Here is a 26839-nt window from a genome sequence, read left to right as displayed (position 1 = left end):
CCCTTTGGTTAGGAGTGGAGCAGGCCGTTGCAGGCCTGCTCCGTTGTAACTGGTTAAAAAGTGACACTTGCGCTCAGGCGCGCGGTGCGCGGCTCGCCAACGTTGACCTGCAACTGGCTGCCTGTACTGGACGGGTAGTACTGCTTGTCGAACAGGTTATCGACGTTCAATTGCAGGCGCGTCTTGTAACCGGCCATCGGCACATCCCAGCGTAGAAACGCATCGGCTACGGTGTAGCTGCTCGTACAGAAGGTATTGGCATCATCACCAGCGCGCTCGCCCACATAGCGTGCGCCGCCACCTGCATGCCAGTCGCCCAGACCGGACGGGACTTGCAGATGGTGGGTGAGGTACAGGCTGGCCGTATGCTTGGGTGCCTGGCTAAGACGATTGCCCTTGTTGCTTGGATCATCCAGCACTTCTGTGTGGGTGTAAGCGTAAGTGCCGATCATGTCCCAGCGCTCGGCTATGCGCCCGGTCACGTCCAGCTCCACACCTTGTGAGCCGACCTTGCCAGCTGCTTCGCTGACGCCGGTCACGCCAGTGGGGGTGACGACGTTTTTCTTCTCGATGTCGAACACCGCGAGGTTGAGGTTAAGCGCCGGTGCCAGTGCATATTTGGCACCGACTTCGTAACTGCGGCCTTCTTCCGGGTCGAAGGTCGTGCCGTCATCGTTCACATCGTCGTTGGGCACGAACGAACGGCTGTAGTTACCGTACAGCGAGAGGTCTTCATTGACCTTGAATACCAGACCGGCCATTGGCAGAAATACATCGTCATTCTTGTCCAGATTGGTGACTCGGCTAGCACCAAGACCTTGTTTGATGTACTGGTCATAATGCTGATAGCGACCACCCAGGACCAGAATCCAGCGGTCATCGAGGTGCCAGTTGTCCTTGAGGTAAATGGACGACGAGGTCAGTTGATTGCTCAGGTTGCTGGTGGTCGTACTGACGACACTGGGTTCAGCCAGGCTGCCGTAGCTGGGCGAAAAGATATTGAAGCCGTTTTGAGCCGTGTTGCGGTAGGTCTTGCCACGATACTTGTCGGAGTCTTCCTGCTCGGCACCGATCAACAGATCATGTTGCTGGCCAAGAATCTCTTGCTTGCCGATGAAGTCCCAACTGGCATAACGCGTTTCATAATCATAGTGGCCGCCATTGGCCTGACGACGCAGCACACCGCTGCTGGACAATGTGCTTGGCTGGGCAATCGAGAGGCTGTAGCGGTCGTTGTTCCAGCCGTAGGTCAGACGGGTTTTCCAGTCATCGCTGAGCTGATACTCGAAGCGCGCGGTTGCGGTTTCGCTGATGCCCACGGTATTGGCCCACTTTTCGTCGAGCCGCTTGTCATAGCTGATATCGGCCGGATGACCACCTGTGAACACCGTGCCGCGGTCGAACGGGCTGATGTAGTCGTTGTATTCGTAGGCGAGCGTCAGGCTGGCGCGTTCTCCGGTCCAGGACAACGAGGGCGCGATCAGGGTGTGCTGATCGACGCCATAGTTACGCCAATAGTCCTCGCTCTGACGCTCTGCCACCAGTCGGTAGGCCAGCCCGGAATCGCCAAGCGGTCCGGTGGTGTCGATGCCGAAACTGCCACCGCCTTCGCTGTAGGCCGAGCCACTGAGCGTGGTGCTTTGCACATATTGCGGTTGTTTGCTGATCACGTTGATCACGCCACCCGGCTCCATCGCGCCGTACAGCAGCGATGCCGGACCTTTGAGTACTTCAACGCGCTCGGTGGTGGCACCGAAGTTTTTCGATACCACCGAGCGTACGCCATCGCGCAGGATCGAGCCGTCGTCGTTGGTACCGAAGCCACGCTTGATCACCGAGTCCTTGGTGTTGCCCAGTGTGTTGCCCTGGCTGACGCCGCTGACAAACTTCATGGCATCGTCCAGTGAGCGCACGTTGTAGTCGGCGATGGTCTGCGGCGTTACCACATTGACCGACTGTGCCTCCTCCTTGATCGGTACATCACTTTTGCTCGCGGTGCTGGTGCTTTCGGCGCTGTAGCCTTCCCGCCCTTCGGTAGCGGCGGCGGATACCTGCGTGGCAGGCAAGGTTGCGGTTTCAGCAGCATGCACTGCGCCGCTGGCGCACATCGCCAGTGAAAGTGCGGACAGCAAAAAAGGGCCGGGACGGCGAGGGCATTGGGAGGAGGTGCTCAAGGGAAATGCTCAGCAAGGACGTTAATAGCAATAATTGTAATTTGATACTGATTCTCATGTAAATAAATGATTGAGCCCGGTGCTCTGCAAACAGGGGCCTTTCAGGTTATCAATGACTATCGACGTTGGCGTCAATCCGCTTGCCCATGCTGATGATGGGCTCGGGCGTGTACCCCAATGTTTGATAAAAAGCCTGCACACTTTCGTTGAACGTATGAATCTGCAGGTTGATCTTGACGCAGCCAAGGTCCGTAAGAGCCTGTTCTGCGTGCCTGACCAGTGCTGTTCCCAGTCCTTTGCCACGCTGGTGCGGGGCAACTGCAACCGAATACAGCCAGCCGCGATGGCCGTCGTAACCGGCAAGAATGGTCCCGGTCACGCGGGCGTCCATGACGGCGACGAACAACAGCCGGTCCCCGACAGCCAGTTTCTTGTCGATCGACAACTCCGGACGGTTATGCGGCATGGGGTCATTGAAGACGGTCTTCCACAGCTCGATGACGGCAAGGCGGTGATGCGGGTCTGAATACTCGACAATGCAGTTCATTGCGCGGTCTCTGAGTGATGAGCCCAGAGACTACTGCGTCGTGTCCGGCCATGTCTAACCGGCGTTCTTTGACGGCTGGTCCTGTGTTGTGACCCTGGGCAGTGATGCCGGTGTATCGAGCAACGTACGGATGGCCCGACTATAAGCGGGCTGTCCGATCTGCATGCTGTTGTTGTGTGTACCGCCAGGCACCAGTATCAGCTTCTTGGGTTCCCGCGCTGCTTCGAACAGCTGCTCGCTGAAGCGTGCCGGTACGTAGCGATCCTCGGTGCCGTGCACGATCAGCACCGGCATGTGGATGTCTGCAATCTTGTCCAGAGAGTCGAACTTCTGCGACAGCAGCCAGCGCACAGGCAGCGAGGTATTGGCCAGCGCAGTGGCCACATCGGCCAGGTCGGTGAAGGTGGATTCTATTATCAGCCCGCGGGCCTGAATCGGCGCGTTGTCTTTTTCTGCGTCATTGCCCAGTTCGGCTGCCAGATCCACCGCAACTGCACCGCCCAGCGAGTGCCCATATATAAGTCTGCGTTGCGGATCGGGCTGCAGTTGTTTCAGGCGTGCCCAGGCGATGCGTGCATCTTCGTACACCGACTTCTCGGATGGCAGCTGGCCCATGCTCTGACCGAAACCCCGATAATCGATTGCCAGTATCGAGTAGCCCTGTGCCTTGAGTTGCTGGATACGGAACAACTGGCCGGTGAGGTTCCATCTTGAGCCATGCAGGTAAAGCACGGCCGGGGCGTTCTTATCCGATGCGGGCCACCACCAGGCGTGGATATTCTGCGATGGTCCAAATGACGGTGCGCTGAGTTCGATCTCCTGCACATCGGCGGGCAGGCCGCTGTACCAGCTTGCGGTGCCGGGCTCGATGCGAAACACCAGCTCGCGTTCCTTGTGCTCAAGCACTGCACAGCCGACCGGGAGGCCAATAATGATGGCTAACATGCAGACCCATTTGATCGGACGAGCCTTGAAGCGAGCCAGGGGCGAAATCGGCATAAGACGCATGATCCAGTCAACAAAGTGAAATAAATGCCGGTTCTGCGTCAGGGTTGCAAGATGAACCACCAAACATGGGTTACAGAATATTGCACAGCGGGGTTCCGGGTATGTTTTCAAGCTGAGCAATCATGATGTACACGCAACCCCCTACGCTTCAATACGTTGCGCCAAGAGGTCCGAATGCAGCGTCAACAAAGGCGCTCAATAGCACAATTCGTTATTGAGGTGCCCTTTTCGATAGCCGGGGATTATGCTGTGAAGGGACAGGCGCTGTATTTTTGTCACCAGCTGTCGCCCAAATCGCCGATCTGCTTAACGTTTACTCGCGCTTTCTTCAATTTCTTCAAGAGGTTATCGCTCATGTTCCATCACCGCCCCCTGGAAGAAAAAGACATCCCCACGATTTGCGAACTGCCGCAGAATGCCGACGAACTGTTCTACATGTTCCCCAGAGCGACTTACCCGCTGACTGCCTCGCAACTCAGCGAAGCACTGGAGACCCGACACGACTCGACCGTCATCGAGATGGATGGCGAAGTTGTCGGTTTTGCCAATTTCTCTCAATGCAAATTTCGCGGCCGTTGCTCGCTGGGTAATGTGATCATCGCTCCGAAGGCCCGCTCCAAAGGGGTAGGGCGTTATATGATTACCAGTATGATGGGGATCGCATTTGACAAGCACGAAGCGACTGAGCTGATTGCATCCTGCTACAACCATAACGTCCCCGGGTTGCTGTTTTACCCGCGGATGGGCTTTCGCCCTTATGCCATCGAAGAGAAACGCGATAAAAAAGGTGCCCGGGTGGCGCTGATCCATCTGCGTCTGTCTGGCTCGGAACAGTAAGTTTTTCATGCGGGGGCACGCACGGCCATTATTGCATCGGCCCGGGCGTGCCTTTTATCTTCAACCCGTTTTTCAAGCGACTCGATAACAGTGTCTGGTTATTTTTTCAGATAACGCCGTCCCGACAGTCGACCGTTCGTCAGTATTTATGCTGCTTTCTAGTGTGAGTTCTGTACGCCGTGATTCACGTCAGGCCGTAGTACGCTGGAAATCATTACGGTGAATCGTTTTTTCTGTTGATTCTTCAATAAGGGACAGCATTAAAAGGAGCAAGGATATTCGGTTGTGGAAGTTGCTAGAGGGGCTGCGAGAGGTGTATAACTCGCTTAAGCATAACGCGAGTGACGACAGATAATTGGCGGGCTGGTCTGGGCCGTTTTTTAAAAGAGTCATCAACAATAAAAATTGTCAAAATTTGTCATGGTCGGGACATGCTTACACCCATAAGGAGATAAAGAGACATGCTTACACCCATAAGGAGATAAAGAGATGATTACGAGTGGACTGTCTGAGTTAGAACTCAGGAGTATCGTTGAACGTGCATTCCTGCCGTTGCGTTGCACCTGCACCATTGCCAACGATCAGATGACGGTGCAAATAAGCGATCCGGTGTCCGGGCGTACCCATCGTCAGACGAGCCTCCCGCTCAGCCGTATCAAGACTGTCCGGGATATCTCTGCACTGGTAGCCGGGTTGCGTGAAGAACCGGCAAAAGCCAAGGCGTCACAAGCGCATTACAGCGCTGCCTGATACTGCTTCATCCCTCTGATGCCCAGGCATCACGCAGCAGGGCCTCGATCAGTGTTGATCGGGGCCTTGTCGTAGGTGCGGTTGCCGGTTCTACTTTTTTCGGGCAAAACTCGCTGCCCGGTAGCCCGTCAATTTAACAGCGTCGGAGTCATGCTGTTTCGGAGATGGGCGATAAAAAAATAATAGAAATTCATGAAACTTTTTAACCGTCTTGAACCATGCGCACGTCAAGGTTTTAAAAAGGTACAAGCGCCGTGAAATCATCAGGTTATAGCGCGCTATTGAACGGGTTGCTCAACGCCCTGCCTATTTGACACTTTTGCGTTTCTTTGCAACTATTCGATTGCCTCCTGAATGCGTAACGCATTGTCACGCTTTTCCACTTGATAAAAACGCCGCCTTAAAAAACGGGCGGTAGCATTGAGCGGTTTTTACTGCCCACTCCGTTACTTCAAGGTCCCGCCTGTTTTACGTGTTGTAACTTTCTGTAAAAAAACACTGTTTCATGACGACTCATCACTTCGGTGAATGAGCCTTTGTCGGTGTTCGGTTGTATGTGTTTCGCCTCGAATCGTGCAGGGACGCTGGTTCGCCTGATCAGCCAGGCACTCGATCATCCAGAACTTCTGTGCTGCACCAACGTATGAAATGACGATGGAGCATCATCATGTTTGATAACGGTATGGAAACAACCTGCGGCTGCGTCGTCGGAGGGGCCGGGCTCGCCGGCATGGGTTTTTTGTTCAATGCCCTGAAAACCGGCGCAATGCCAAGAATTGCCGCGAAAGGATTGGTCGTCATTGATGCAAGCGACCGGCCCGGAGCAGGCGTGCTGGGGGAGTATCGGATTACCGCCAATTCTGTGGGCGATGTATTCATCGATTGCCTGCGCGATCCGGCATTACGTGAGGTATTCAAGCCGTTGGAAAACTCGGCAGCGTATTGGCGTATCAAAGCGCAGGCGCAAAGCGCGCCGCAGCTGTCTGATGCCGGTCTGCTCATGGCCGAGGCCGCCAGGCTGGTGCTGGACCACATCGTGCAACGCTACGGAGTAAAAGTCTGGTCCGGTACGACCATTAATGAAGTGGTCAGTGACGGCGACACATTTTGCCTGCACGTTGACGGTCCGTACGGCAAAAGACGTGTGCGCTGCCGGGCGCTGGTACTCAATCTGGGTGGGCGTCAGGACCCACAGCACCTGATTGACGCTCTCGCCGGGCAGGGGCTGGTGCTGCCAGGCAATGTGAGTATTCAGAGCGCGGACAGGTTGCTGCGTATGAATGCGGTGCAATTACGCGAAGTGTTCGGTCCCGCGCTGGCCGGTAAAGGGCGAATCACGATTGTGGGTGGATCACACAGTGCCTTTTCAATGCTGGAAAATCTGGCAGATGCACTAGAGTTCGCGGGCTTGCAGGAACTGACGCTTATTCATCGAAGCCGCATCAGGCTGTTTTACGAAAGTGTCGAACAAGCACAGGCAGCTGGTTACCTTTTCGACGCCCAACACGATGTGTGTCCGGTATCAGGCCGAGTCAACCGCTCCGGCGGCTTGCGTTATAGAGCGCTGGACATTGGGCGCGAGGCGCTGTGTAGCGGCCGTGTCGGCAAGACGGGCGTGCGGGTGCAGATGTTTCAAACGCTGGGCGGGCGACCTGATGACCACGAGCCGGCCCGACTCGCGCTTGCCGACTCGGCGGTGATCGTGCAGTGCTCTGGCTATCAACCTGTGCTGCCGACGATAAAAGATGCCGAAGGCAACTTCATCAGCCTGCGCGAGACAAAGGGCGGTCTTGAGTCCGACGCTTGCGGCTGTCCGTTGGACCAGCAGGGTCGTCGAATGAAGGGCCTGTATATTTTTGGTCTGGGGGCCGGGCTTGGCGTCGATCCGCATCTGGGCAGTGAACCCGCCTTCGATGGACGTATCTACGGCGTCTGGCAGTTTCACCATGATGCAAGCCGAGCAGTGGTTGAGGCCGTCACCAGCAGGCTGTCCTGTCCAGCTGCTGTTCCCGAGATGATCGGTATGGACTTATTCATGCAGGCAGCGCTTCACATTCAGGCGGGTTAGGCAGCAATTACAGGTAAACAGCACCATAAAAAACGGCGCCCCAGGGACGCCGTACGGCTGTCTGCCAGTAAATGGCAAATCAACATTGAATAAGGGGTACTGCAGGAATTATTGTGGGTCCTGGTTCGGAGCCAGTTCTGCCTGGATACGTTTGTAGATTTCTTCACGATGCACTGAAACATTTTTTGGTGCATTGATGCCCAGGCGGACCTGAAGCCCTTGAACGCCAAGAATCGTGACAGTGATCTCGTCACCGATGTTTATGCTTTCGCCTACTTTGCGAGTGAGTATCAACATAATCTTTTCCTTGATGGCCTCTTGAAAACGCCTCTCTCAAGAGGCTGGCGTTTGCCTTTGCGTGGTGATTGTTGCCGAGTGCATCCAAATGCATCCGTCTTATGACGTCACATGGGTGAATTAAATTCCCTCGGTTCATTTTCTTGTCATCGAGATTTGCATCTGCGATACGACGAGCGCGCCAATTCTGCCCGTTTCGACGTGAAAATGCCCGTATTTACTGGCGTCATGTAAAAAGTATCGTGAACCGCTGCACGCTGTGAGGTCGTCATCGTCTCACTCGACGAGGCGGGATAAGCCCATCTCGGCATGAGTGTAAGCGTAGGCATGACTTTGCGAGATTGCTCGGACTTTCTGAAAATTCAGTTGAAAGTGTCGAACGAGGATGTAGGAAAGGGCTGCCGGGTCGCCATCGCTACTACGCTCAGGCTTGTTGACGCTATTAGGGACACTGGGTGGCCGATCCGGAGTGCGCGCTGTGGCGCAGAGATGCGATGTACAGCAAGGCGTTGGCCTTCGCGGGTTTCATTGCCCGCAAAGGCCCTGCCGGAATTGGGCTTAAAGCGCCATCGACAGCAACATGATGAAGATCAGGCCGACCACCGACAGGATGGTTTCCATCACCGTCCAGGTCTTGAAGGTTTCGGCAACCGTCATGTTGAAGTACTGCTTCACCAGCCAGAAACCGGCATCGTTGACGTGCGAGAGGATCAACGAGCCGGCACCGGTTGCCAGCACCAGCAGTTCGCGGTTGACGCCAGGAATCAGGCCGACCACGGGTGCCACGATCCCTGCGCCGGTGATGGTTGCCACGGTAGCCGAACCGGTTGCAATACGGATGACGGCAGCCACCAGCCAGGCCAGCATGATCGGGTTGATCTGAGCCTGCACAGCCATGTGTCCGATCACGTCGCCCACGCCGCTGGCGACCAGCATTTGCTTGAAGCCACCGCCTGCACCCACGATCAGAACGATTGCGGCAACCGGTGCCAGGCTCTGGTCCAGTAGTTTCATGATTTTTGTACGGTCAAAGCCACGCGCCGCACCAAAGGTGTAAAACGCCAGCAAAAGCGCTGCGAGGAGGGCGCTGATCGGGTGACCGATCAGGTCCATCCAGATGCGGAACATGTTGTTTTCCGGCAACACCACGTCGGCAAAGGTCTTGAGCAGCATCAGGAAGACCGGCAGCAGAATGGTCACCAGCGTGATACCGAAGCCTGGCAGGTTCTCAGTGCTCGACTCTTTGGCAATCTGGTCCATCAGTTCCTTTGAAGGAGTGCCAGGGATGCTTTTTGAAATCCAGCTACCGAAGATCGGGCCAGCGATGATGGCCGTCGGCAGTGCAACGATCAGTCCGTAGAAAATGGTCTTGCCAATGTCGGCACCGAAAATGCCGATGGCCAGCAACGGACCCGGATGTGGCGGAACCAGGCCGTGCACGGCTGACAGGCCTGCCAGCAATGGAATGCCGATCTTGACGATGGATACGCCGGTACGACGGGCAACAATGAACACCAACGGGATCAGCAACACAAAGCCGATCTCGAAGAACAGCGGGATGCCCACCAGAAAGGCCGAGAACATCATGGCCCAGTGCACTTTCTGCTTGCCGAAGGTGCGTATCAACGTTTGCGCAATCTGGTCCGCGCCGCCCGAGTCCGCCATCAGCTTGCCGAGCATGGTGCCCAGGCCGAGGATGATACCGACAAACCCCAGTACGCCGCCGAAGCCGTCCTGAAACGATTTCATGACTTTTTCAACCGGCATTCCAGAGGTCAGGCCAAGAAAGCCTGCCGCCAGGGTCAGCGCGACGAAAGGGTGTACCTTGAAGGTGGTGATCAACAGTACAAGGCCGACGATGGTCACCAGCGCATCGACGAGCAGGAACGTCTCATGGGTCATACCGAACATGGGTGTTTCTCCGGTTTATTGTTTTAAGGAGCTGTTAACAGCGCCGACGTTTATCGTGTGTACGCAAGACAGCGCTGTCTTCTGCGCTCACGCCTTTATCAGGCGTGGGAGTCCTTCCACCATGCTGCGGCTTGTTCACCGATGACATCGATAGGCTGCGATGCGTCGACGATCAACGTCAGCGGCTCGCCGTAAGGCGGCTCGAGGGTTGCGAACTGGCTGTCCACCAGACTGGCGGGCATGAAATGCCCCGGCCGGTGCGAGCAACGTTCGGCGGCAAGTTCCTTGGTAAGTTCCAGGAAAACAAAACCCAGGCCGGGTACGGCATCGCGCAGACGCTGGCGATAGATAAGCTTGAGTGAGGAGCAGGTCAGCACAGGGTGCTCACCGTTTGCCAGGGCAGCAGCCATCTCTTCGCCCAGGCGGGTCAGCCAGCCGGCCCGGTCGTCATCATTGAGAGGGGTTCCGGCGCTCATTTTTTCGATATTGGCGGGAGGGTGGAACGCATCGCCTTCGATCAGGCGACCGCCGCTGTTGCGGGCGATCTCGGCACCGACGGCGCTTTTGCCGCAGCCAGAGACACCCATTACCACAAGGGCGGAAATAGCAGTATTCGCAGTTGTCACAGTAGGCACCTCATCTGGAGACAGCGCTGTCTTTGTCCGGTGGACATCAGGCTCAGCCCGGGCTGTTCCAGTTTTTGTCGTTGTTTTGGGCTCGTCAATAAGCATTGGAGGCTGTTCTCCGCGGCGACCCTGACCGGGTGGCCCATGTGAAACCAGCGATAAAGCATTGTCACCTTCCATGAGACAGCGCTACCTTATGGGGCATTCGACACATTTGGCAACCCCTATGTTAGTTGGCAACGCATGATCCGCATTGGTTCCCGCTCTACTGGTCGCCCTACGCTCAATGAGGTGGCGAGGCTTGCTGCCGTTTCGCCGATCACGGCCTCCCGGGCGCTGCGCGGCGTTACCACCGTTGCGCCGGAGCTGGCGGAAAAGGTCCGCGCTGCGGCACAGACCCTGGGCTATGTCGCAAATTCTGCAGCCAGGGCGCTGGCCTCTTCCTTCAGCCAGACCGTCGTTGTGCTGGTACCTTCACTTTCCAACCAGTTGTTTATCGAGACGCTGGAGGCCATTCAGGACGTATTGCGCATCCGTGGTCTGGACGTGGTGATCGGCAACTATCACTATTCGCCCGATGAGGAAGAGAAACTGCTGCGCAACCATCTGGTCAATCGTCCTCGCGGTATTCTGCTGACCGGTTTCGATCACACCGCAGCGTCGCGCCAGATGCTTGAAACCAGCGGCGTGCCTTGCGTGCACATGATGGAGCTCGATAATCGACTCGGTGCCTATTGCGTTGGCTTCTCGCAACAGCAGGCCGGGGCAGAAGCCGCACGCCATCTGCTGGGGCGTGGTCGTCGTCGACTGGCTTACATGGCCGCTCAGCTCGACCCTCGCGTATTGCAGCGCGGGGCCGGGTTTCGCCAGGTGCTGGAAGACGCCGGGCTGTTCGACCCCGAGCTGCAGGTCTCGACGCCTCAGTCGTCCTCGATTGGCTTGGGTGGTGAGTTGTTTGCCCGCCTGCTGGAGCAACATCCGGATGTCGACGGAGTTTTCTTCTGCAATGACGACCTGGCGCAGGGCGCTGCCCTTGAGGCTTTGCGTCTGGGCGTCGCCATTCCCGAACGCGTATCGCTGGTGGGCTTTAACGACCTGCCCGGTTCTGCCCACATGGTGCCGCGCCTGACCTCGATACGCACGCCCAGGGAGGAAGTCGGGCAGCGTGCTGCACAGGTGCTGCTGGGCCTGCTCGACGGGGTCACGCAGCATTCGCAGGTGGATCTGGGGTTTGAGCTGATGGTACGGGAGAGCTCCTGAGTATTTATTAAGGCCATCCCTGCATGCTTCCCCCCTGGCTATCACGCTGACCAGTGGTCGTTGCGCTCCGGGCTTTCCCGGCGCTGGGCTGGAGTGCCCGACGGCCCTGTCCTGCAACGCTGCTGATACCCTCATTCGAACGGTTTCGGTGCGTCTGGACTGTTATTTCTGACAGTACCCATCCCCTCGTGTTGAGTATTCAATGACCCTACGTTTTTGGATCGGAGCGGCATAAGTGTCTTGGCCGCATCGTTGGATGACGGGGATATATCTTCTTATCTATTCCCCGTCCTGGCGGTCTTACAAGACCTATTGAAGGGTGAGAGAAATGCAAAAAAAAGCATCTCAAAACGTTAGAGCTCTGACTCACATCGCAGACCCGGTCGGTTCAGGAGTCCCTCTGGACATCGCATGGTTGACCGGCATTATCCCGCTGGGCTTTGTACCCGCTGAGATCGTTATCAGTCCCGATGAAACTACGCTGTATGTCGCTCATGAGAGTGGCCGCGAAGTCAGCGTGGTCGACATCGCCAGTGCAAGCGTGGTTGGCAGTATCAAGCGGGCAGGCGCGGGTGCGATTACCCTGAGCCCCGATGGGAAACGGCTTTATACCATTGGTCAGAAGAGGTGCTACGTGGTGGACACTCGCTTGCGCGAGGTCATCAGGATACTTCCGGCTGCCAACGTCAACCGCATCCTGTGCAGCCCGGATGGCCGGTTTATCTGCCTGTCCTTTCAGAATGCGCTTGGCGGGCTTATCCGCCTGATCGAGACCGAGAACTACACGGTCGAAAACGAGTTTGATCTGGGTGCCCTGACCAATGCGTCGCTGGCCCTCGGGATCAGCCCCCTGAATGACCGGTTTTACGCAACGATGCTGGTCGACCGGACGGCACCCACCGATGTTCTTGCAATCAGCAGGGTGGATTACCTGCAGCATGATATTCCCGGGTTTTCCGATCCGCGGTCGATGGCCTTCAGTTCCGATGGCGCCTGGCTGTATGTGGGCGGAATCGACGAGGTGTACATTATCGATGCCGCCACCAACAAAATGTTTTATCGGGAGAAGATAGGTACCCAGGGCTATCCGGTAAAAGTCATAGGCGTCACGCCGGATGAGCGCTATGTGTATGCGATCTACACCTGCAATTACGACGTCTACCGGATCGACACTGTGAAGGGAATCGCCACCTGTATCGCCTATTTTCCTTCGGTGGGCGGCGCAGTACTCAACAGGACCGGTACGTATATCTACTCCTCCCACCCGGACATGAGCTGGATTTCGATCTACAGGCTGTAGGTGCGCCTGCCAAACCTGCCAAGGCGGATGACGCGGGCGCAGTGGCCGGTTGTATATAGTCATCGGCGGCTTGCGCTGTCAGTCGGCATTCAGCGCCGCGATGCCGGCCTTGGCCACTTGTGCATCCTGCTCGGCCTTGACGCCGGAAACACCCACCGCGCCAATCACCTGGCCGTCGACGATGACCGGAACGCCGCCTTCCAGCGAGGTCAGCAGCGGGGCGCTGAGAAATGCCGTACGCCCGCCGTTGACCATTTCTTCGTAACCTTTGGACTCACGTTTGCCGAGTGCCGAGGTGCGGGCTTTTTCGATCGAGATATAGCTGCTGATCGGCGACGCGTCGTCCAGTCGCTCGAATGCGAGCAGATGGCCGCCGTCATCAACGACAGCGATGGCCACAGCCCAGCCATTGGCCTGGGCCTCGTCGCGTGCGGCACCGAGCATCAGGCTCACTTCGGTTTGGGTAAGGACGGCTTTGATTTTCATGGGTTGCTCCGGAGCAGTGGTTATTGGATAGGAGTTCAGCGAGATTCTAGAGTGCCAAGCGCTTCATCAATCAGCTCGATCCAGTGCCGTACCGAAGTTCGGTTGGCGCTGGCCAAGTGAGTCTGACAACCGATATTGGCGGTGGCGATGACCTGAGGTTTGCCGCTTTCCAGCGCGTTCATGCGGTTGTCGCGCAATTGACGGGCCAAGGCCGGCTGAGTGATTGAATAGGTGCCGGCAGAGCCGCAGCATAAATGGCCGTCCGGCACCTGGGTCAGGTTGAAGCCTAGACGAGTCAGTACGCGTTCCACTTCACCACCAAGTTTCTGTGCGTGCTGCAAGGTGCATGGGCAGTGGAACGCCAGTCGCGTGTCGACCTTGATGCCCAGGGTTTCCAGCGGCTCGTCACGCAGTACCTCGACCAGATCCTTTGTGCACGCACTGATGCGCTCGGCCTTGTCTGCATAGGCTGGGTCGTGGCGCAGCAAATGACCGTAGTCCTTGACGAATGCACCGCAACCGCTGGCCGTCTGGATGAGGGTTTCGGCACCGCCTTCGAGCGCGGGCCACCAGGCGTCGATGTTGCGCCGCGCCCGGTTCAGACCTGCCTCCTGTGCATTCAGATGGTAATCCACGGCGCCGCAGCATCCGGCCTTGCTGACCGCAGTAATACCGATGCCCAGACGATCAAGCACGCGTGCCGTGGCAGCTTTGGTATTAGGTGACAGACCTGGCTGCACGCAACCATCAAGCAGCAGCGCCTGACGCGCATGACGAGTGGTCGGCCGCAGCCCGGCAGCATGGACTGTTGCAGGCAGTTTGGTTGCCAGTGTCTGCGGCAACAAGGGCCTGAACTTCATGCCCATTCCGGTCAGCAAACGGAACAATCCGGCATTGGGAATTACCTGGCGCAGGCCTTCACGCAGCAACCGCTGGCCAAGCGGGCGGGGCACCAGGGCCTCAACCGCTGCACGGCCGATGTCCAGCAGGTTGTGATAATCCACGCCGGACGGGCAGGTGGTTTCGCAATTGCGGCAGCTCAGGCAGCGGTCCAGGTGCAAGCGGGTTTTTTCGGTGACTTGCTGGCCTTCGAGCACCTGTTTGATCAGGTAGATCCTGCCGCGCGGGCCGTCCAGCTCATCACCCAACAGTTGATAGGTCGGGCAGGTGGCATTGCAGAAACCGCAATGCACGCAACTGCGCAGGATGTGTTCGGCCTCTTCGGCGCGGGGCAGGGTTCTGGCGTGTTCACTCAATGTGGTCTGCATGCTTAAAACTCCGCGTACAGTCGGCCGGGGTTGAAAATGCCCTGCGGGTCGAGCCGGGCCTTGAGGGCCTGGTGGTAACGCAGTACAGGTGCGGCCAGCGGCTGGAACGGGTTGTCGACAACGCCCTGGCTGTAGCAGGTTGCATGCCCGCCAGCCGCCGTGGTGATCGCTCGAATGGTTTCGCCGTCTGCGTCGGATTTCAGCCAGCGTTGTGCGCCGCCCCAGTCGAGCAGTTGCTCGCCTGGCAGTTCCGGTACGGCGCTTTGGGCAGGTACGCAGAGCCGCCATAAAGGTCGCGGGTCCAGAAAAAAGGGCAGACGCTGCTCATTCAATTGCTGCCAGTAAGCACCATCGAACACTTCGCCACCGAGCCGCTCATGGGCTGCTGCCACCGAGCCTTCGCCGCCCTCAAGACGCAGGCGCAGCACTTGACCGTCGTGGCTGGCTGCGCTGATGGGCATAGGTTGCTGACCCCATTCAGCGAGGCGGGCCAAGGCTTGCGAGCTGTCCATCTGCAACGCGATGCTGCTGCACAGACGCGGTTTGGGCAGCACCTTGAGCGACACCTCGGTCAGCACCCCAAGGCAGCCGAAACTGCCTGCCATCAGGCGTGAAACGTCATAGCCTGCAACGTTTTTCATGACTTCGCCGCCAAAGCGCAGATGCTTGCCGAGGCCGGTGATGACCCGGGTGCCCAGCACGAAATCACGCACCGACCCGCTCCAGGGGCGGCGCGGGCCCGACAGTCCTGCGGCGACCATGCCGCCGAGCGTTGCGCAGCCAAAATCGGGCGGCTCACAGGGCAGCATCTGGCCTGCGGCGTCCAGCACCTGCATCAGCTCGCTCAGCGGCGTACCGGCGCGGACGGTGATCACCAGTTCTGTCGGGTCGTAACTGACGATGCCACGGTGTTCGCGGGTATCGAGCACCTCGCCTGCTGTCTCACGGCCAAGAAAGGCTTTGCTGTTGCCACCCTGAATCCGTAACGGCGTGCTGTCCCGCAGCGCTTGACCTACCCGATCGAGCAGAGCCTGGCTGACGTCTTTGTCCATCTCGCTCATCAGAAGCGCTCCAGTTCGGGAAACGGCAATTGCCCGGCATGAATATGCATGGCACCGAATTCCGCGCAGCGATGCAGGGTCGGGATGTTCTTGCCGGGGTTGAGCAGGCCGCTGGCGTCGAATGCGGCCTTGATGGCATGGAAAAAAGTCAGTTCGTCACTGTTGAACTGCGCGCACATCTGGTTGATCTTCTCGCGACCGACACCATGCTCGCCGGTGATGCTGCCGCCGACCTCGACGCACAGCTCAAGGATCTTGCCGCCCAGCGCCTCGGCGCGCTCCAGCTCACCCGGCTGATTGGCATCGAACAGGATCAATGGGTGCATGTTGCCATCGCCAGCATGAAACACATTTGCCACGCGCAGGCCGTACTGCGCTGACAACTCCTTGATGCTGCGCAATACCCCTGGCAACTCGCGTCGTGGGATAGTGCCGTCCATGCAGTAGTAATCCGGTGACAGACGGCCCACGGCGGGGAAGGCGTTCTTGCGCCCAGCCCAGAAGCGCACCCGTTCGGCCTCGTCTTTCGCCTGACGCACTTCGGTCGCGCCAGCCAGTGTCAATACCTCGCGAACCCGTTCGCAATCGGCATGTACATCGGCTTCGACCCCGTCCAGCTCGCAAAGCAGGATGGCTTCTGCATCAACCGGATAGCCTGCGTGAATGAAATCCTCGGCGGCACGAATCGCCAGATTGTCCATCATCTCCAGCCCGCCGGGGATGATGCCTGCGGCAATGATATCGGCCACCGCACCGCCGGCTTTTTCCACGGAATCGAACGCCGCCAGCAGCACTTTGGCCACTTGCGGCCTGGGCAACAGCTTGACCGTGACTTCGGTAATGACACCGAGCATGCCTTCGGAGCCGGTAAACAGTGCCAGCAAGTCGAAGCCCGGTGAGTCCAGCGTGTCGCTGCCCAGGGTCATTGGCTCGCCTTCGACGGTCAGTATCTCGACCTTGAGCAGGTTGTGCACGGTCAGTCCGTATTTGAGGCAATGCACGCCGCCTGCATTTTCTGCCACGTTGCCGCCGATGGAACAGGCGATTTGCGAGGAAGGGTCGGGTGCGTAATACAGACCGTGGGGTGCTGCTGCCTGGGAAATGGCCAGGTTGCGTACGCCGGGCTGGACCCGCGCCAGACGAGCAGCCGGATCAATAGCGAGGATTTGATTGAAGCGCGCCATCACCAGCAGCACGCCTTTCTCCAGTGGCAGTGCGCCACCCGACAACCCGGTGCCCGCGCCGCGAGCGACCACCGGCACGCGATGCGCATGGCACAGTTTGAGCAGCGTCTGCACTTCTTCGACATGCCGTGGCAGCACCACCAGCATCGGCGTGGTGCGATAGGCCGATAACCCGTCGCACTCGTAGGGCCGAAGCTCTTCGGCGCGGTGCAGAATGTCCAGGTCGGGCAGTTGGCGTCGTAGCTCGTGCAGCAATTGTTGCTTGTCGACTGCGGGCAGCAGGCCGTCGATGCGTTCGTCATAAAGAATATTCATGCAGGCACCCAGCGTTGTTTTTATCGGGTTAATGCATCCTAGCTCATTCAGCACAAGGCTTGAGTTGACAGCGTCAGGCGGATCGCGCAATTTACGCATTACGTAATGTGGTTACGAAAATAATAAACACAGCACCCGTGCGTCAGGCAGGCGACTTCCGTGGACCTATTCACTTACTACCGCTCGACCTCAAGTTACCGTGTGCGTATTGCGTTGGCCCTAAAAGGGCTGGATTACGCTGCGATCCCGGTCAACCTGCTGCTTGATGGCGGCGAGCAGCGCACACCCGGCTACAAGGCGGTCAACCCGCAGGGCAGGGTGCCTGCATTGAGGCTGGACGATGGCGTGGTCATCACCCAGTCACTGGCGATCATTGAATACCTGGAAGAGTGCTACCCGCAGCCTGCGTTACTGGCGCAGGATGCTGTTCTGCGTGCGCGCCAGCGGGCCGTTGCGGCGCTGGTCGGCTGTGACATTCACCCCTTGCACAACGTTTCGGTACTCAACCGGTTACGCGGTCTGGGTCACGACGAACCCGCTATTCTGAGCTGGATCGAGCACTGGATCGGCGAAGGTTTGCAGGCCGTCGAGCAGTTGATCGAAAAGGATGGTTTCTGTTTTGGTACGAGCCCCGGCCTTGCGGACATTTACCTGTTACCACAGCTGTATGCAGCCCATCGCTACAACGTCCAACTGAGTGCATACCCGCGTATCCAGCGGGTCGAGCGTCTGGCCATGCAACATCCGGCCTTTCAACAGGCACACCCTGATGCACAATCGGACAAGCCGGAGTAGGCTGCCCTCATGAAGATTCTTGGTCTGCAACTGATATTCGGTGATTTTCTCGCGCACAGCGTGCGAGGGATCCCGTGTGCGCCGCCCGCAGGACAGTGATTGCGCTGGTTTAACCACTCTCACTTTTCCTGCAAGGAGCCAGTCATGGCTGATCTCTACGAAAACCCCATGGGCCTGATGGGCTTTGAGTTCATCGAATTCGCGTCACCGCCCCCCAACAGCCTGGAGCCTGTGTTTCAGATGATGGGTTTCACCAAAGTCGCAACCCATCGCTCCAAGGACGTGACCCTGTATCGTCAGGGCGCGATCAACCTGATCCTCAACAACGAGCCGCACAGTCTGGCCTCATACTTTGCCGCCGAACATGGCCCTTCTGTGTGCGGCATGGCGTTCCGCGTGAAAGACGCGCAAAAGGCTTACAACCGGGCACTTGAACTGGGCGCACAACCGCTGGAAATCGCCACCGGCCCCATGGAATTGCGCTTGCCCGCCATCAAGGGCATCGGTGGCGCGCCGCTGTACCTGATCGACCGTTTCGGTGAGGGCACCTCGATTTACGACATCGACTTCAACTTCATCGAAGGCGTCGATCGCCACCCGGTCGGTGCCGGCCTTAAATTCATCGATCACCTGACCCACAACGTGTATCGCGGGCGCATGGCGTACTGGGCAGGGTTCTATGAAAAGCTGTTCAACTTCCGCGAGCTGCGCTATTTCGACATCAAGGGCGAATACACCGGTCTGACCTCAAAGGCCATGACCGCCCCGGATGGCATGATCCGCATTCCCCTGAACGAAGAGTCGTCCAAGGGTGCGGGGCAGATTGAAGAGTTCCTGATGCAGTTCAATGGCGAAGGCATTCAGCATGTAGCGTTCTTTACCGATGACCTGATCAAGACCTGGGACGCGCTGAAGACAACCGGCATGCGTTTCATGACGGCGCCGCCGGATACTTACTACGAAATGCTTCAGGGAAGACTGCCCGATCACGGTGAGCCGGAGGCCGAGCTCAAGTCACGCGGTATTCTGCTCGATGGCTCTTCCGAAGGCGGCGAGCGTCGCTTGCTGTTGCAGATATTCTCCGCAACGCTGATGGGTCCGGTGTTTTTCGAATTCATTCAGCGCAAGGGCGACGACGGGTTTGGCGAAGGCAACTTCAAGGCGCTGTTCGAATCCATCGAGCGTGACCAGATACAGCGTGGCGTACTGACGCCGGATTGAGCGATAACCGGAAGTGTCCGCCTTGCGATCAGACGAGCCTGCTCAGGCTCGTTCTGAGTCATTTGTGCTTGAGCACGTCAGCCTGCCGATTGAGAGACGAGATATAACGCTCGGTAAATTCATGCGCTGGCATGGGACGACCATACAAATAGCCCTGACCCTCGTCGCACACATAATGGCGCATCAGACTTTCCTGCTCGCGGGTTTCTATGCCTTCTGCCGTGACCTGGAGATTGAAGCCGTTCGCCAGCCTGATAACGGCCTCAATGATGACTTCGTCTTTCTTGCTGCGCTCCACGCCACTTACGAATGAGCGGTCAATTTTCAGCCGTGTCACCGGATAGTCTTTCAGCAGGCTCAGGGACGCATAGCCGGTACCGAAATCGTCGAATGCAATGCCTACACCCAATGAGCGAAGGTGGCGCAACGGTTCCATAATGCGTTGTTCGTTTCGCAGGATGATGTTTTCCGTGATCTCCAGCTCGAGTGAGTGTGCCGGCAAGGAAAAGTCTTCAAGCGCACTTTCAACCATTTCGGCAAAGTCACGCATGCGAAACTGAGCGGCGAACAGATTGACGCCGATGCGAAATTCGTCACAGCCGGTGTTTCGCCATTGTGCTGCCTGCTCACAGGCCGAGCGCAGGATCCATTCGCCCACCGGTACCGCGAGAAGACCCGCTTCCAGTGCAGGTAGAAAAACCGCCGGAGACACCACACCCAGTGTCGGATGGTTCCAGCGTATAAGGGCTTCGGCTCCGGTAATACGACCGTCCGCAAGTCGTACCTGAGGCTGGTAGTACAGCTCGAACTCTTTGTTGGCCCACGCCTGACGCATCGATGAGCTGAGCGCGCCTCTTCTTGACGCGGTCTGTCGATGCTCGGAGGTGAAGGTGCGAACAAGGGAGCGTCCGTCAGACTTCGCCTGGTAGAGCGCCAGATCCGCATTGCCGAGCATTTGCTCCTCGTCGTAGTCGGAGCCGGACCTTACGGAGACGCCGATGCTGGCACCGATGTAGATTGAATTGTCTTCAAACTCAATCGGCTCCTCGATGACCGCTATGAGCGCCAGGCCCAGCCTGGTTGCGTTGTCAGGGTCTGCCGTGTCTGACAGGAATACGACAAACTCATCGCCGCCCAGACGGGCGACCATATGGCAGGCCGGTACGTGTTCGCGAAGACGCTGAGAGGTCACCTTGAGCACAAAATCACCCGCAGCGTGGCCCAGCGTGTCGTTGACGTCCTTGAAACCGTCCAGATCGATCAGCAGGATAGCTGCTGGCAGCTGCGCATCGCACGCCTCCTTGATCCGCCTTTTGAGTGTCGATCGATTGGCAAGCCCGGTCAGATGATCGTATTCAGCCGCATGCTTGAGTAATTTGTCCGCCTCGACACGCTGGGTGACGTCACGAATGATCGCCCCGAATTGTGGCTCGCCGGCATACGTCCATTGTGAGAGCGAAAGCTCGATCGGGATTGTATGACCGTCGCGATGTATGGCCGTCAGGTTAATGGATTTTCCGATAATGAATGTCGGGCCGCCTGACGCCACCCTCGACAAACCTGCATGATGCCTGGAGCGCATTTCGGGCGGAATAATAATGTCGAGAGGCTTTCCCATGGCGTCCTCGGATCGATGCCCGAAAATGAGCTCGGCCGAGTTGTTCCATGAGATGATCCGGTTTTTGCTGTCCGAGCAGATAATCGCGTCGGGTGAAGTCGAGGTGATATTCATGAAGCGGGCGTGGCTGTCTTCATTCTCAAGCGCAAGCCGACGCAACTCCATTCTTTCGATGACTATGACCGCCAGATCCTGAAGAACCCATTGATCTCGCTGCGAGAAAGTCTCCCGAGGTTTATTGTCGATCAGGCACAGGCTGCCCAGCACATGACCGCTGGCGGTTATCAGCGGCGCCCCGGCATAAAAGCGAATATAGGGAGCGCCTACTACCAAGGCGTTTGAGCTGAACCTCTCATCCTGCAATGCATCAGGCACCAGAAAAACGTTACGGCCCATGAGTGCAAAATTACAGAATGAGACGTCACGACCCGTTTCGCAGACATCGAGGCCGATACGCGCCTTGAAGAATTGCCGATCGCGATGAACCAGCGAAATCAGCACAATGGGCACATCGAAAATCCGCGATGCCATTTGCACGATCTGATCGTATTCGTGCTCAGGTGGGGTATCCATCAACGAAAAAGTATTCAAAATCCGAATACGCTCTTCGTCGTCATCGCCGACTGGGTAAGTACTCATTTGAGGTCATCGCTATAAGCTGATCGCGCCTGAAACGCGAAGCGATCGATGTACAATGCCGCTGTGCCGGCATCGGTGAAAACACCCTGCCAACACGCGCTTGCGCCATGCCGGAAAAGCAAAGTTCGATACATTGCAGCACCTCTCACAGTAGTGTATCGGTAGCTGCCTCTAGCAGCTTAGAAGCTGTATCGTCAAAAAACCGAATACCTGTAATGACTTCTTGAGCAACTAGCCTGCGGGGCATTCATTCAACTAAGCCCCGCGTGACCTCGGTGTAACAACGTATTCGGGTTAGTGGCGCTAAGGTATGGAAACTGCATGGCGGGGTTCACTGCCAATTTGATGACAACCCTATGAAACGGTTTTCCTTTATTTCGACGAGGCTTACACCTTCGGCGCTCAGCAAAGCGTTGATCGGCTTCATTGCCCTGGTTTGTCTATCGCTGACCCTGGCTACCGTCTGGCAGATGAACCAGTCGAAGCTCGAGCGCGCGGCCACCGCCAGGATTGCGGTGTCCAATATCGTGCTTGCCGCTGAGCAGCAGGCTCAGGACACCCTGCAACAGGCTGACAATACGCTGCGTGACCTTGTCGAGCGTGTGGAACAGGACGGGGTCGCAGGCCAGCAGCAAAGCCGCTTGACCAGGCTGATGGCTCAAGACCTGATAAACGTCAAAGGGCTTCAGGGGCTGTTCATCTACGATGCTCAGGGCAACTGGGTCGCCAATTCCTTTGCCAACGGCGTGCACACCAGAAACAACGAAGACCGCGATTACTTCATTTACCATCGCGGTAACCCTGACCCGTCCATTCATGTAGGGTCTATCGTAGAAAGCCGTAATACCGGGGATATGGTCATCCCGGTCAGTCGGCGTATCAATGCTGCGGATGGCAGTTTTGCTGGCGTTGCACTGGCCACCGTACCGGTGGCTTATTTCCAGGCGTTTTTCCAGCGCATGGATGTAGACGACAAGGGGGTGATCTTTCTCGCTCTGAACAATGGCGACCTGCTGGCGCGGCGCCCCACATTAACCGCACTGATGACCACCAATGTCGCCAAGGGCGATATCTTCACTCGCTATCTGCCCTACAGCGACAGCGGCACCGCGGTGATCAACTCCGTGGTGGACGGAGTGGAAAGGATCTACGCCTATCGGCGGGTGTCCGGGTTGCCGATCGTCGCCGCTGCAGGCGTCTCCTGTCAGCATGTGTTCGCGCCCTGGTGGGCCTATGCACACCGGTCCATGACCATCACCGGCATTATTATCCTTGCGCTGGTTTTGCTTGGTGTCCTGCTGTACCGGCAAATCCAGCAGTTGATCAATGCGGAAGGTGAACTGAACATCGCCAGGAACGAGCTGGAGATCATCGCTCACACGGACAGCCTCACGCACCTGGCCAATCGACGCTGCTTCGATGCGGCCTTGCAGCAGGAGTGGGGGCGGGCGAGCCGGAATACTGCAACTATCGCGATCATTCTGCTGGATATTGACTGGTTCAAACAATACAACGACACCTACGGTCATCTGCAGGGAGACGACTGCCTGAAGCAAGTGGCTGGGCTCATAGGCAACAGTCTTGACCGGGCTGGGGATATCGCGGCACGTTACGGCGGCGAAGAGTTTGTCATTCTGCTGCCTGAAACCGACCTGGCAGGGGCGCTGAAGATCGCGGAAAAAATCAGATCATCCGTTGAAACCAATCATATAGAGCACTCGGCCAGCCCGCTGGGCAAACTGACCATAAGCTCGGGCGTGGTGTCGATCAACGCAGCAGAGAAGGATGGACATACCGCCGCGTTAGCGGAAGCGGATCGGTTGCTTTACCTGGCCAAAACCAAAGGGCGTAACCGCGTCGAAGGTCGGCTGATTCACGGCTGGCATGGAGCGAGCCATTTTGCCAGGGTATCAACCGCCTCTTCCTGAGTCAGTCTGACGGACGGCTACCGCCCATACGCTCGCTGATGGCCTGCGCCGTTTGCAAAAGCCGCCTGGCCGCCAGATTCTGCGTCTCGTCGTTCAACACCGATCCCGGCCCAACCACGGTGATCACGCCTACCAGCTTGTTGCCCATGGCGAACAGCGGCGAAGAGGCTGCGTTTATGCCCGGCATCAGCAAGCCCTGAATCTGGTGGACGCCCGTCGTACGGATCTGCTCGATATGCAGCTTGACGTCGCGCAACTGGTCGGCACTCAGCAAAGGTATTTCCTGCTCGCGAAGCGCAGCGGTTTCGCGCTCGTTCAGAAAGCTGTCGAATACCAGGCCGGTAGACGAGCCGAGCAACGGCAGCACCGAGCCGATCTGCGTCACCAGCGTCACTGCGCCCATCGACGCTTCGACATACACCACGGTCGGCCCTTTGTTGCCCCATACCGCCAGGAAGCAGGTCTGGTTCAGTTCATCACGCAGGCTGGTCAGCCACGGTGCCGATACTTTCAGCACGTCCATTTTGCCGAGTGAGGCCAGCCCGACCAGCAACGCTTCGCGCCCCAGCCCGTAGTGATTGTTGACAGCATCCTGCTCGGCAAAGCCACTGCCAATCAGCGCCTGTAGATAACGATGAACCTTGCTGGCAGGCATGCCCAGATGCTCGGCCAGTTTCGACAGGGAAGTGGAGGGCGACAGATCGGCCAGCGCCTTGAGCACGCCCAGCCCAACTTCGGCGGCCTGAACCTTTTGCTGACGTCCGCCTGTCGGTCTTTCGATGTCCTGGGTCATGGGTGCTGTGCGCCGATCGGGAAAGGCAGCTTTATAGCTTGACCGGCTGGCAAACTCAAATTACGTTATGCGTAATAGTTTTACGTTAAATGATGTTTTACCCGTCTCTGCCCGACCCCATAACAACAAGAGGTCCAGATGGCTATCCACTCCCGTTCCGACGCATTGGCTTATCAGTCGGGCTTTGGCAACCAGTTCAGCAGCGAGGCGCTGCCCGGAGCATTGCCGATTGGTCAGAACTCTCCGCAGAAGCACCCGCTGGGGCTGTATGCCGAGCAGTTCTCGGGTACTGCCTTCACGGTCGCGCGCAGCGAAGCCCGGCGTACCTGGTTGTATCGCATCAAACCTTCGGCGGCCCATCCGCGTTACCAACGCATGGGTCGGCAGATCGCCGGTCAGGAGCAGGGCCCGATCAACCCCAACCGGCTGCGCTGGAACGCCTTCGATATCCCCGCCGAGCCTGTCGATTTCATTGACGGCCTGATCCCTTTGGCGAGTACCTCGGCGGCGGATCAGGCAGACGGTGTGAGCGTCTACGTATACGCAGCCAACACTTCGATGCAGCGTGCGTTTTTCAGCGCCGATGGCGAATGGTTGATTGTGCCGCAACAGGGGCGACTCAGAATCATCACCGAATTAGGTCTGCTGGACATCGAGCCGCTGGAAATCGCCGTCTTGCCGCGAGGCATGAAGTTTCGCGTGCAACTGCTCGACAGCAGCGCCCGCGGTTACATCTGCGAGAACCACGGTTGCGCCTTGCGCCTTCCGGAGCTTGGTCCGATCGGCAGTAACGGGCTGGCCAATCCACGTGATTTTCTGACGCCAGTGGCCTGGTTTGAAGACAATCAGCAACCGGTGGAGCTGGTGCAGAAGTTCCTTGGTGAACTGTGGTCGACACACCTGGAGCATTCACCCTTTGATGTGGTGGGCTGGCACGGTAACAACGTTGCGTACAAATATGATCTGCGGCGTTTCAACACCATCGGTACGGTCAGTTACGATCACCCGGACCCATCGATTTTCACTGTGTTGACTTCACCAGGTGCCGCCCACGGCCAGGCCAATATCGATTTCGTGATCTTCCCGCCGCGCTGGATGGTGGCGGAAAATACCTTTCGCCCGCCGTGGTTCCACCGCAACCTGATGAACGAATTCATGGGCCTGATCGATGGCGCCTACGACGCCAAGGCTGAAGGCTTCATGCCCGGGGGGGCCTCGCTGCACAACTGCATGAGCGCGCACGGCCCGGATAATGTCACGGCAGAAAATGCCATTGCTGCCGAGCTGAAACCGCACAAAATCGAAAACACCATGGCCTTCATGTTCGAGACCGGCAAGGTATTGCGTCCCAGCCGCCACGCGCTCGGCTGCCCGCAACTGCAAGCCGATTACGATGCCTGCTGGAACGACATGACCAGGACATTCAACAAGGAACCGCGCCAATGACTGGCTCTCTCAATCGTCGTAGCTGGGTGGCATCGGCCAACGAGCACGCTGATTTTCCGTTGCAGAACCTGCCGCTGGGTGTGTTCAGCCATGGCACTACCGGCCCGCGTGGTGGCGTGGCGATTGGCGATCTGATTGTCGATCTGCGCGCAGCAACAGCCGCGGGGGTTTTTCACGGGCAGGCCGCCGAGGCTGCCGAAGTGGCCAGCCGCGATCAGCTCAACGATTTTTTTGCGCTGGGCGCGCCAGCCCGTCAGGCATTGCGCAGCGCATTGCTGCAACTGCTGGATGCGGACAACCCGCAACGTGACAGTATGCAGGCCGTTGCAGGTTTGCTGCTGCCGATGAGCGAGTGCAGCCTGCACATGCCGGCGCGGGTAGGTGATTATTCTGACTTCTACGTTGGTATTCACCATGCGCTGAACGTCGGAAAGCTGTTCCGTCCGGACAACCCGCTGTTGCCCAACTACAAATATGTGCCGATTGGCTACCACGGCCGGGCATCGACCCTCTGTACATCCGGTACGCCGGTCCGGCGGCCCAATGGGCAGACCCTTGCGCCGGGTCAGGACGTTCCGGTTTTCGGTCCCTGCAAACGCCTGGATTACGAACTGGAGCTGGGTGTGTGGATCGGGCCGGGGAATGCGCAGGGCGATGCCATCGCGATTGACCGCGCCGCAGAGCACATCGCCGGGTTCTGTCTGCTCAACGACTGGTCGGCGCGTGACATTCAAGCGTGGGAGTACCAGCCGCTGGGACCGTTTCTGTCCAAGAGCTTTGCCACGACGATCTCGCCCTGGGTGGTAACCGCCGAAGCGCTGATACCCTTCCGCAGCCCCCAGCCACTGCGTCCGGAGGGCGATCCTCAGCCGCTGCCGTACCTGCTTGATCAGAATGATCAGCAGGGTGGCGCGCTGGACATCGAGCTGGAAGTGCTGCTGCTGACCGCGCAGATGAAGGCCGAGGGGCTGGAGCCTTTCCGGTTGGGTCTGAGCAACTCGCTGAACATGTACTGGACCGTGGCGCAGATGGTCGCGCACCACAGCGTCAACGGTTGCAAGCTGCAACCGGGCGACCTGCTTGGCACCGGTACGCTGTCCGGCCCTCAGACAGGTCAGTACGGCAGCCTGCTGGAGATGACCGCAGGCGGCAAGCAGTCAGTGGCGTTACCCAACGGTGAAAAACGCATATTCCTGGAAGCTGGCGACGAGGTCATCCTTCGTGCCCGTTGTCATCGGGAAGGGCAGGTGTCGATTGGCTTTGGCGAGTGCCGGGGCGTAGTACTCGACTGAAAAACCGGATCAGAA

At 57.8% G+C, this 26839-nt stretch carries 22 protein-coding genes; 10 read left to right on the top strand and 12 right to left on the bottom strand.

Going from position 1 to position 26839, the window contains the following annotated elements; all coding sequences use genetic code 11:
- Positions 1–53: 53 nt before the first annotated feature.
- From LJU29_RS17420 to LJU29_RS17410, 3 genes are all read right to left on the bottom strand, one after another.
- Positions 54–2174: a TonB-dependent siderophore receptor gene (locus tag LJU29_RS17420; protein ID WP_122321284.1), complete on the bottom strand. Its 2121-nt coding sequence runs from the start codon at positions 2172–2174 to the stop codon at positions 54–56.
- A 109-nt stretch (positions 2175–2283) separates the two neighbouring features.
- Entirely contained in the window at positions 2284–2721 is a 438-nt protein-coding gene (locus LJU29_RS17415) for a GNAT family acetyltransferase (RefSeq protein ID WP_057423423.1), read from the bottom strand.
- Positions 2722–2775: 54 nt separating this feature from the next.
- Positions 2776–3720 (bottom strand): alpha/beta hydrolase, encoded by a 945-nt coding sequence (locus LJU29_RS17410; RefSeq protein ID WP_005754567.1) that lies wholly within the window; start codon positions 3718–3720, stop codon positions 2776–2778.
- A 363-nt stretch (positions 3721–4083) separates the two neighbouring features.
- Here LJU29_RS17410 and LJU29_RS17405 point away from each other — a divergent pair, with 363 nt between their 5' ends.
- From LJU29_RS17405 to LJU29_RS17395, 3 genes are all read left to right on the top strand, one after another.
- Positions 4084–4566: a GNAT family N-acetyltransferase gene (locus tag LJU29_RS17405; protein ID WP_005747636.1), complete on the top strand. Its 483-nt coding sequence runs from the start codon at positions 4084–4086 to the stop codon at positions 4564–4566.
- 489 nt (positions 4567–5055) lie between these two features.
- Positions 5056–5316, top strand: a complete 261-nt coding sequence (locus LJU29_RS17400; RefSeq protein ID WP_002554159.1) for a DUF1652 domain-containing protein — start codon at positions 5056–5058, stop codon at positions 5314–5316.
- Between the two features lie 667 nt (positions 5317–5983).
- On the top strand, positions 5984–7384 hold the full coding sequence (locus LJU29_RS17395; RefSeq protein ID WP_005754564.1) for a hypothetical protein: 1401 nt from the start codon (positions 5984–5986) through the stop codon (positions 7382–7384).
- Between the two features lie 108 nt (positions 7385–7492).
- On the opposite strand, the gene csrA is transcribed toward LJU29_RS17395, so the two are convergent.
- The 3 genes from csrA to LJU29_RS17380 form a co-directional block, all read right to left on the bottom strand.
- A complete protein-coding gene (gene csrA / locus LJU29_RS17390) occupies positions 7493–7681 on the bottom strand; it encodes a carbon storage regulator CsrA (protein WP_002554157.1) in 189 nt (62 codons plus the stop codon).
- Positions 7682–8239: 558 nt separating this feature from the next.
- Entirely contained in the window at positions 8240–9592 is a 1353-nt protein-coding gene (locus LJU29_RS17385; protein WP_004667761.1) for a GntP family permease, read from the bottom strand.
- 98 nt (positions 9593–9690) lie between these two features.
- The gene (locus LJU29_RS17380; RefSeq protein ID WP_005732609.1) at positions 9691–10179 is read right to left on the bottom strand and encodes a gluconokinase; all 489 of its coding nucleotides are present in this window, start codon (positions 10177–10179) and stop codon (positions 9691–9693) included.
- A 282-nt stretch (positions 10180–10461) separates the two neighbouring features.
- Here LJU29_RS17380 and gntR point away from each other — a divergent pair, with 282 nt between their 5' ends.
- A complete protein-coding gene (gntR, locus tag LJU29_RS17375; protein ID WP_057423425.1) occupies positions 10462–11478 on the top strand; it encodes an HTH-type transcriptional regulator GntR in 1017 nt (338 codons plus the stop codon).
- A 328-nt stretch (positions 11479–11806) separates the two neighbouring features.
- Positions 11807–12778, top strand: a complete 972-nt coding sequence (locus LJU29_RS17370; RefSeq protein WP_002554154.1) for a WD40 repeat domain-containing protein — start codon at positions 11807–11809, stop codon at positions 12776–12778.
- A gap of 78 nt (positions 12779–12856) precedes the next feature.
- On the opposite strand, the gene LJU29_RS17365 is transcribed toward LJU29_RS17370, so the two are convergent.
- Genes LJU29_RS17365 through glcD form a run of 4 tightly spaced genes read right to left on the bottom strand, consistent with a single transcriptional unit; the run spans position 12857 to position 17092 of the window.
- Positions 12857–13264: a heme-binding protein gene (locus LJU29_RS17365; protein WP_002554153.1), complete on the bottom strand. Its 408-nt coding sequence runs from the start codon at positions 13262–13264 to the stop codon at positions 12857–12859.
- A 35-nt stretch (positions 13265–13299) separates the two neighbouring features.
- Positions 13300–14532, bottom strand: coding sequence for a glycolate oxidase subunit GlcF (glcF, locus tag LJU29_RS17360; protein ID WP_057423426.1), 1233 nt, complete (start codon positions 14530–14532; stop codon positions 13300–13302).
- Positions 14533–14534: 2 nt separating this feature from the next.
- On the bottom strand, positions 14535–15593 hold the full coding sequence (gene glcE / locus LJU29_RS17355; protein ID WP_057454618.1) for a glycolate oxidase subunit GlcE: 1059 nt from the start codon (positions 15591–15593) through the stop codon (positions 14535–14537).
- Complete coding sequence (glcD, locus tag LJU29_RS17350) at positions 15593–17092, bottom strand: glycolate oxidase subunit GlcD (RefSeq protein WP_057423427.1); 1500 nt, start codon at positions 17090–17092, stop codon at positions 15593–15595. Before glcD ends, glcE begins: the two co-directional genes overlap by 1 nt.
- Before the next feature lie 159 nt (positions 17093–17251).
- Here glcD and maiA point away from each other — a divergent pair, with 159 nt between their 5' ends.
- Both maiA and hppD read left to right on the top strand, forming a co-directional pair.
- On the top strand, positions 17252–17887 hold the full coding sequence (gene maiA / locus LJU29_RS17345; RefSeq protein ID WP_005744496.1) for a maleylacetoacetate isomerase: 636 nt from the start codon (positions 17252–17254) through the stop codon (positions 17885–17887).
- Between the two features lie 144 nt (positions 17888–18031).
- Entirely contained in the window at positions 18032–19108 is a 1077-nt protein-coding gene (hppD, locus tag LJU29_RS17340) for a 4-hydroxyphenylpyruvate dioxygenase (protein WP_257110987.1), read from the top strand.
- A 58-nt stretch (positions 19109–19166) separates the two neighbouring features.
- Here the strand turns inward: hppD and LJU29_RS17335 are convergent, their stop codons facing one another.
- The gene (locus tag LJU29_RS17335; protein ID WP_057454620.1) at positions 19167–21365 is read right to left on the bottom strand and encodes a putative bifunctional diguanylate cyclase/phosphodiesterase; all 2199 of its coding nucleotides are present in this window, start codon (positions 21363–21365) and stop codon (positions 19167–19169) included.
- Between the two features lie 356 nt (positions 21366–21721).
- Between LJU29_RS17335 and LJU29_RS17330 the strand changes: the two genes are divergently transcribed.
- A complete protein-coding gene (locus tag LJU29_RS17330) occupies positions 21722–23293 on the top strand; it encodes a sensor domain-containing diguanylate cyclase (protein WP_057423430.1) in 1572 nt (523 codons plus the stop codon).
- A gap of 1 nt (position 23294) precedes the next feature.
- On the opposite strand, the gene LJU29_RS17325 is transcribed toward LJU29_RS17330, so the two are convergent.
- Positions 23295–24086 carry an IclR family transcriptional regulator gene (locus LJU29_RS17325; protein WP_257110986.1) on the bottom strand — a complete coding sequence of 264 codons (792 nt, stop codon included), beginning with the start codon at positions 24084–24086 and terminating at the stop codon, positions 23295–23297.
- Positions 24087–24224: 138 nt separating this feature from the next.
- On the opposite strand from LJU29_RS17325, the gene hmgA reads away from it, so the two are divergent.
- Together hmgA and fahA are read left to right on the top strand one after the other, a co-directional pair.
- Positions 24225–25532, top strand: a complete 1308-nt coding sequence (gene hmgA, locus LJU29_RS17320) for a homogentisate 1,2-dioxygenase (protein WP_005754533.1) — start codon at positions 24225–24227, stop codon at positions 25530–25532.
- Positions 25529–26824, top strand: a complete 1296-nt coding sequence (gene fahA, locus LJU29_RS17315; protein WP_005754531.1) for a fumarylacetoacetase — start codon at positions 25529–25531, stop codon at positions 26822–26824. The genes hmgA and fahA overlap by 4 nt, the downstream gene beginning before the upstream one ends.
- The last annotated feature ends 15 nt before the right edge of the window (positions 26825–26839 follow it).

This window comes from Pseudomonas ficuserectae, assembly GCF_024584585.1.
Lineage (GTDB): Bacteria > Pseudomonadota > Gammaproteobacteria > Pseudomonadales > Pseudomonadaceae > Aquipseudomonas > Aquipseudomonas amygdali.
The sequence above is the reverse complement of the archived record's forward strand: the minus strand, read 5'-3'. Positions and strand labels throughout refer to the sequence as shown.

Excerpts from the sequence above, each read along its gene's own strand:
- LJU29_RS17415 (WP_057423423.1), bottom strand. The coding sequence starts at position 2,721 with ATGAACTGCATTGTCGAGTATTCAGACCCGCATCACCGCCTTGCCGTC.
- LJU29_RS17410 (WP_005754567.1), bottom strand. The coding sequence starts at position 3,720 with ATGCCGATTTCGCCCCTGGCTCGCTTCAAGGCTCGTCCGATCAAATGG.
- LJU29_RS17405 (WP_005747636.1), top strand. The coding sequence starts at position 4,084 with ATGTTCCATCACCGCCCCCTGGAAGAAAAAGACATCCCCACGATTTGC.
- LJU29_RS17400 (WP_002554159.1), top strand. The coding sequence starts at position 5,056 with ATGATTACGAGTGGACTGTCTGAGTTAGAACTCAGGAGTATCGTTGAA.
- LJU29_RS17395 (WP_005754564.1), top strand. The coding sequence starts at position 5,984 with ATGTTTGATAACGGTATGGAAACAACCTGCGGCTGCGTCGTCGGAGGG.
- csrA (WP_002554157.1), bottom strand. The coding sequence starts at position 7,681 with ATGTTGATACTCACTCGCAAAGTAGGCGAAAGCATAAACATCGGTGAC.
- LJU29_RS17385 (WP_004667761.1), bottom strand. The coding sequence starts at position 9,592 with ATGTTCGGTATGACCCATGAGACGTTCCTGCTCGTCGATGCGCTGGTG.
- LJU29_RS17380 (WP_005732609.1), bottom strand. The coding sequence starts at position 10,179 with ATGGGTGTCTCTGGCTGCGGCAAAAGCGCCGTCGGTGCCGAGATCGCC.
- gntR (WP_057423425.1), top strand. The coding sequence starts at position 10,462 with ATGATCCGCATTGGTTCCCGCTCTACTGGTCGCCCTACGCTCAATGAG.
- LJU29_RS17370 (WP_002554154.1), top strand. The coding sequence starts at position 11,807 with ATGCAAAAAAAAGCATCTCAAAACGTTAGAGCTCTGACTCACATCGCA.
- LJU29_RS17365 (WP_002554153.1), bottom strand. The coding sequence starts at position 13,264 with ATGAAAATCAAAGCCGTCCTTACCCAAACCGAAGTGAGCCTGATGCTC.
- glcF (WP_057423426.1), bottom strand. The coding sequence starts at position 14,532 with ATGCAGACCACATTGAGTGAACACGCCAGAACCCTGCCCCGCGCCGAA.
- glcE (WP_057454618.1), bottom strand. The coding sequence starts at position 15,593 with ATGAGCGAGATGGACAAAGACGTCAGCCAGGCTCTGCTCGATCGGGTA.
- glcD (WP_057423427.1), bottom strand. The coding sequence starts at position 17,092 with ATGAATATTCTTTATGACGAACGCATCGACGGCCTGCTGCCCGCAGTC.
- hppD (WP_257110987.1), top strand. The coding sequence starts at position 18,032 with ATGGCTGATCTCTACGAAAACCCCATGGGCCTGATGGGCTTTGAGTTC.
- LJU29_RS17335 (WP_057454620.1), bottom strand. The coding sequence starts at position 21,365 with ATGAGTACTTACCCAGTCGGCGATGACGACGAAGAGCGTATTCGGATT.
- LJU29_RS17330 (WP_057423430.1), top strand. The coding sequence starts at position 21,722 with ATGAAACGGTTTTCCTTTATTTCGACGAGGCTTACACCTTCGGCGCTC.
- LJU29_RS17325 (WP_257110986.1), bottom strand. The coding sequence starts at position 24,086 with ATGACCCAGGACATCGAAAGACCGACAGGCGGACGTCAGCAAAAGGTT.
- hmgA (WP_005754533.1), top strand. The coding sequence starts at position 24,225 with ATGGCTATCCACTCCCGTTCCGACGCATTGGCTTATCAGTCGGGCTTT.
- fahA (WP_005754531.1), top strand. The coding sequence starts at position 25,529 with ATGACTGGCTCTCTCAATCGTCGTAGCTGGGTGGCATCGGCCAACGAG.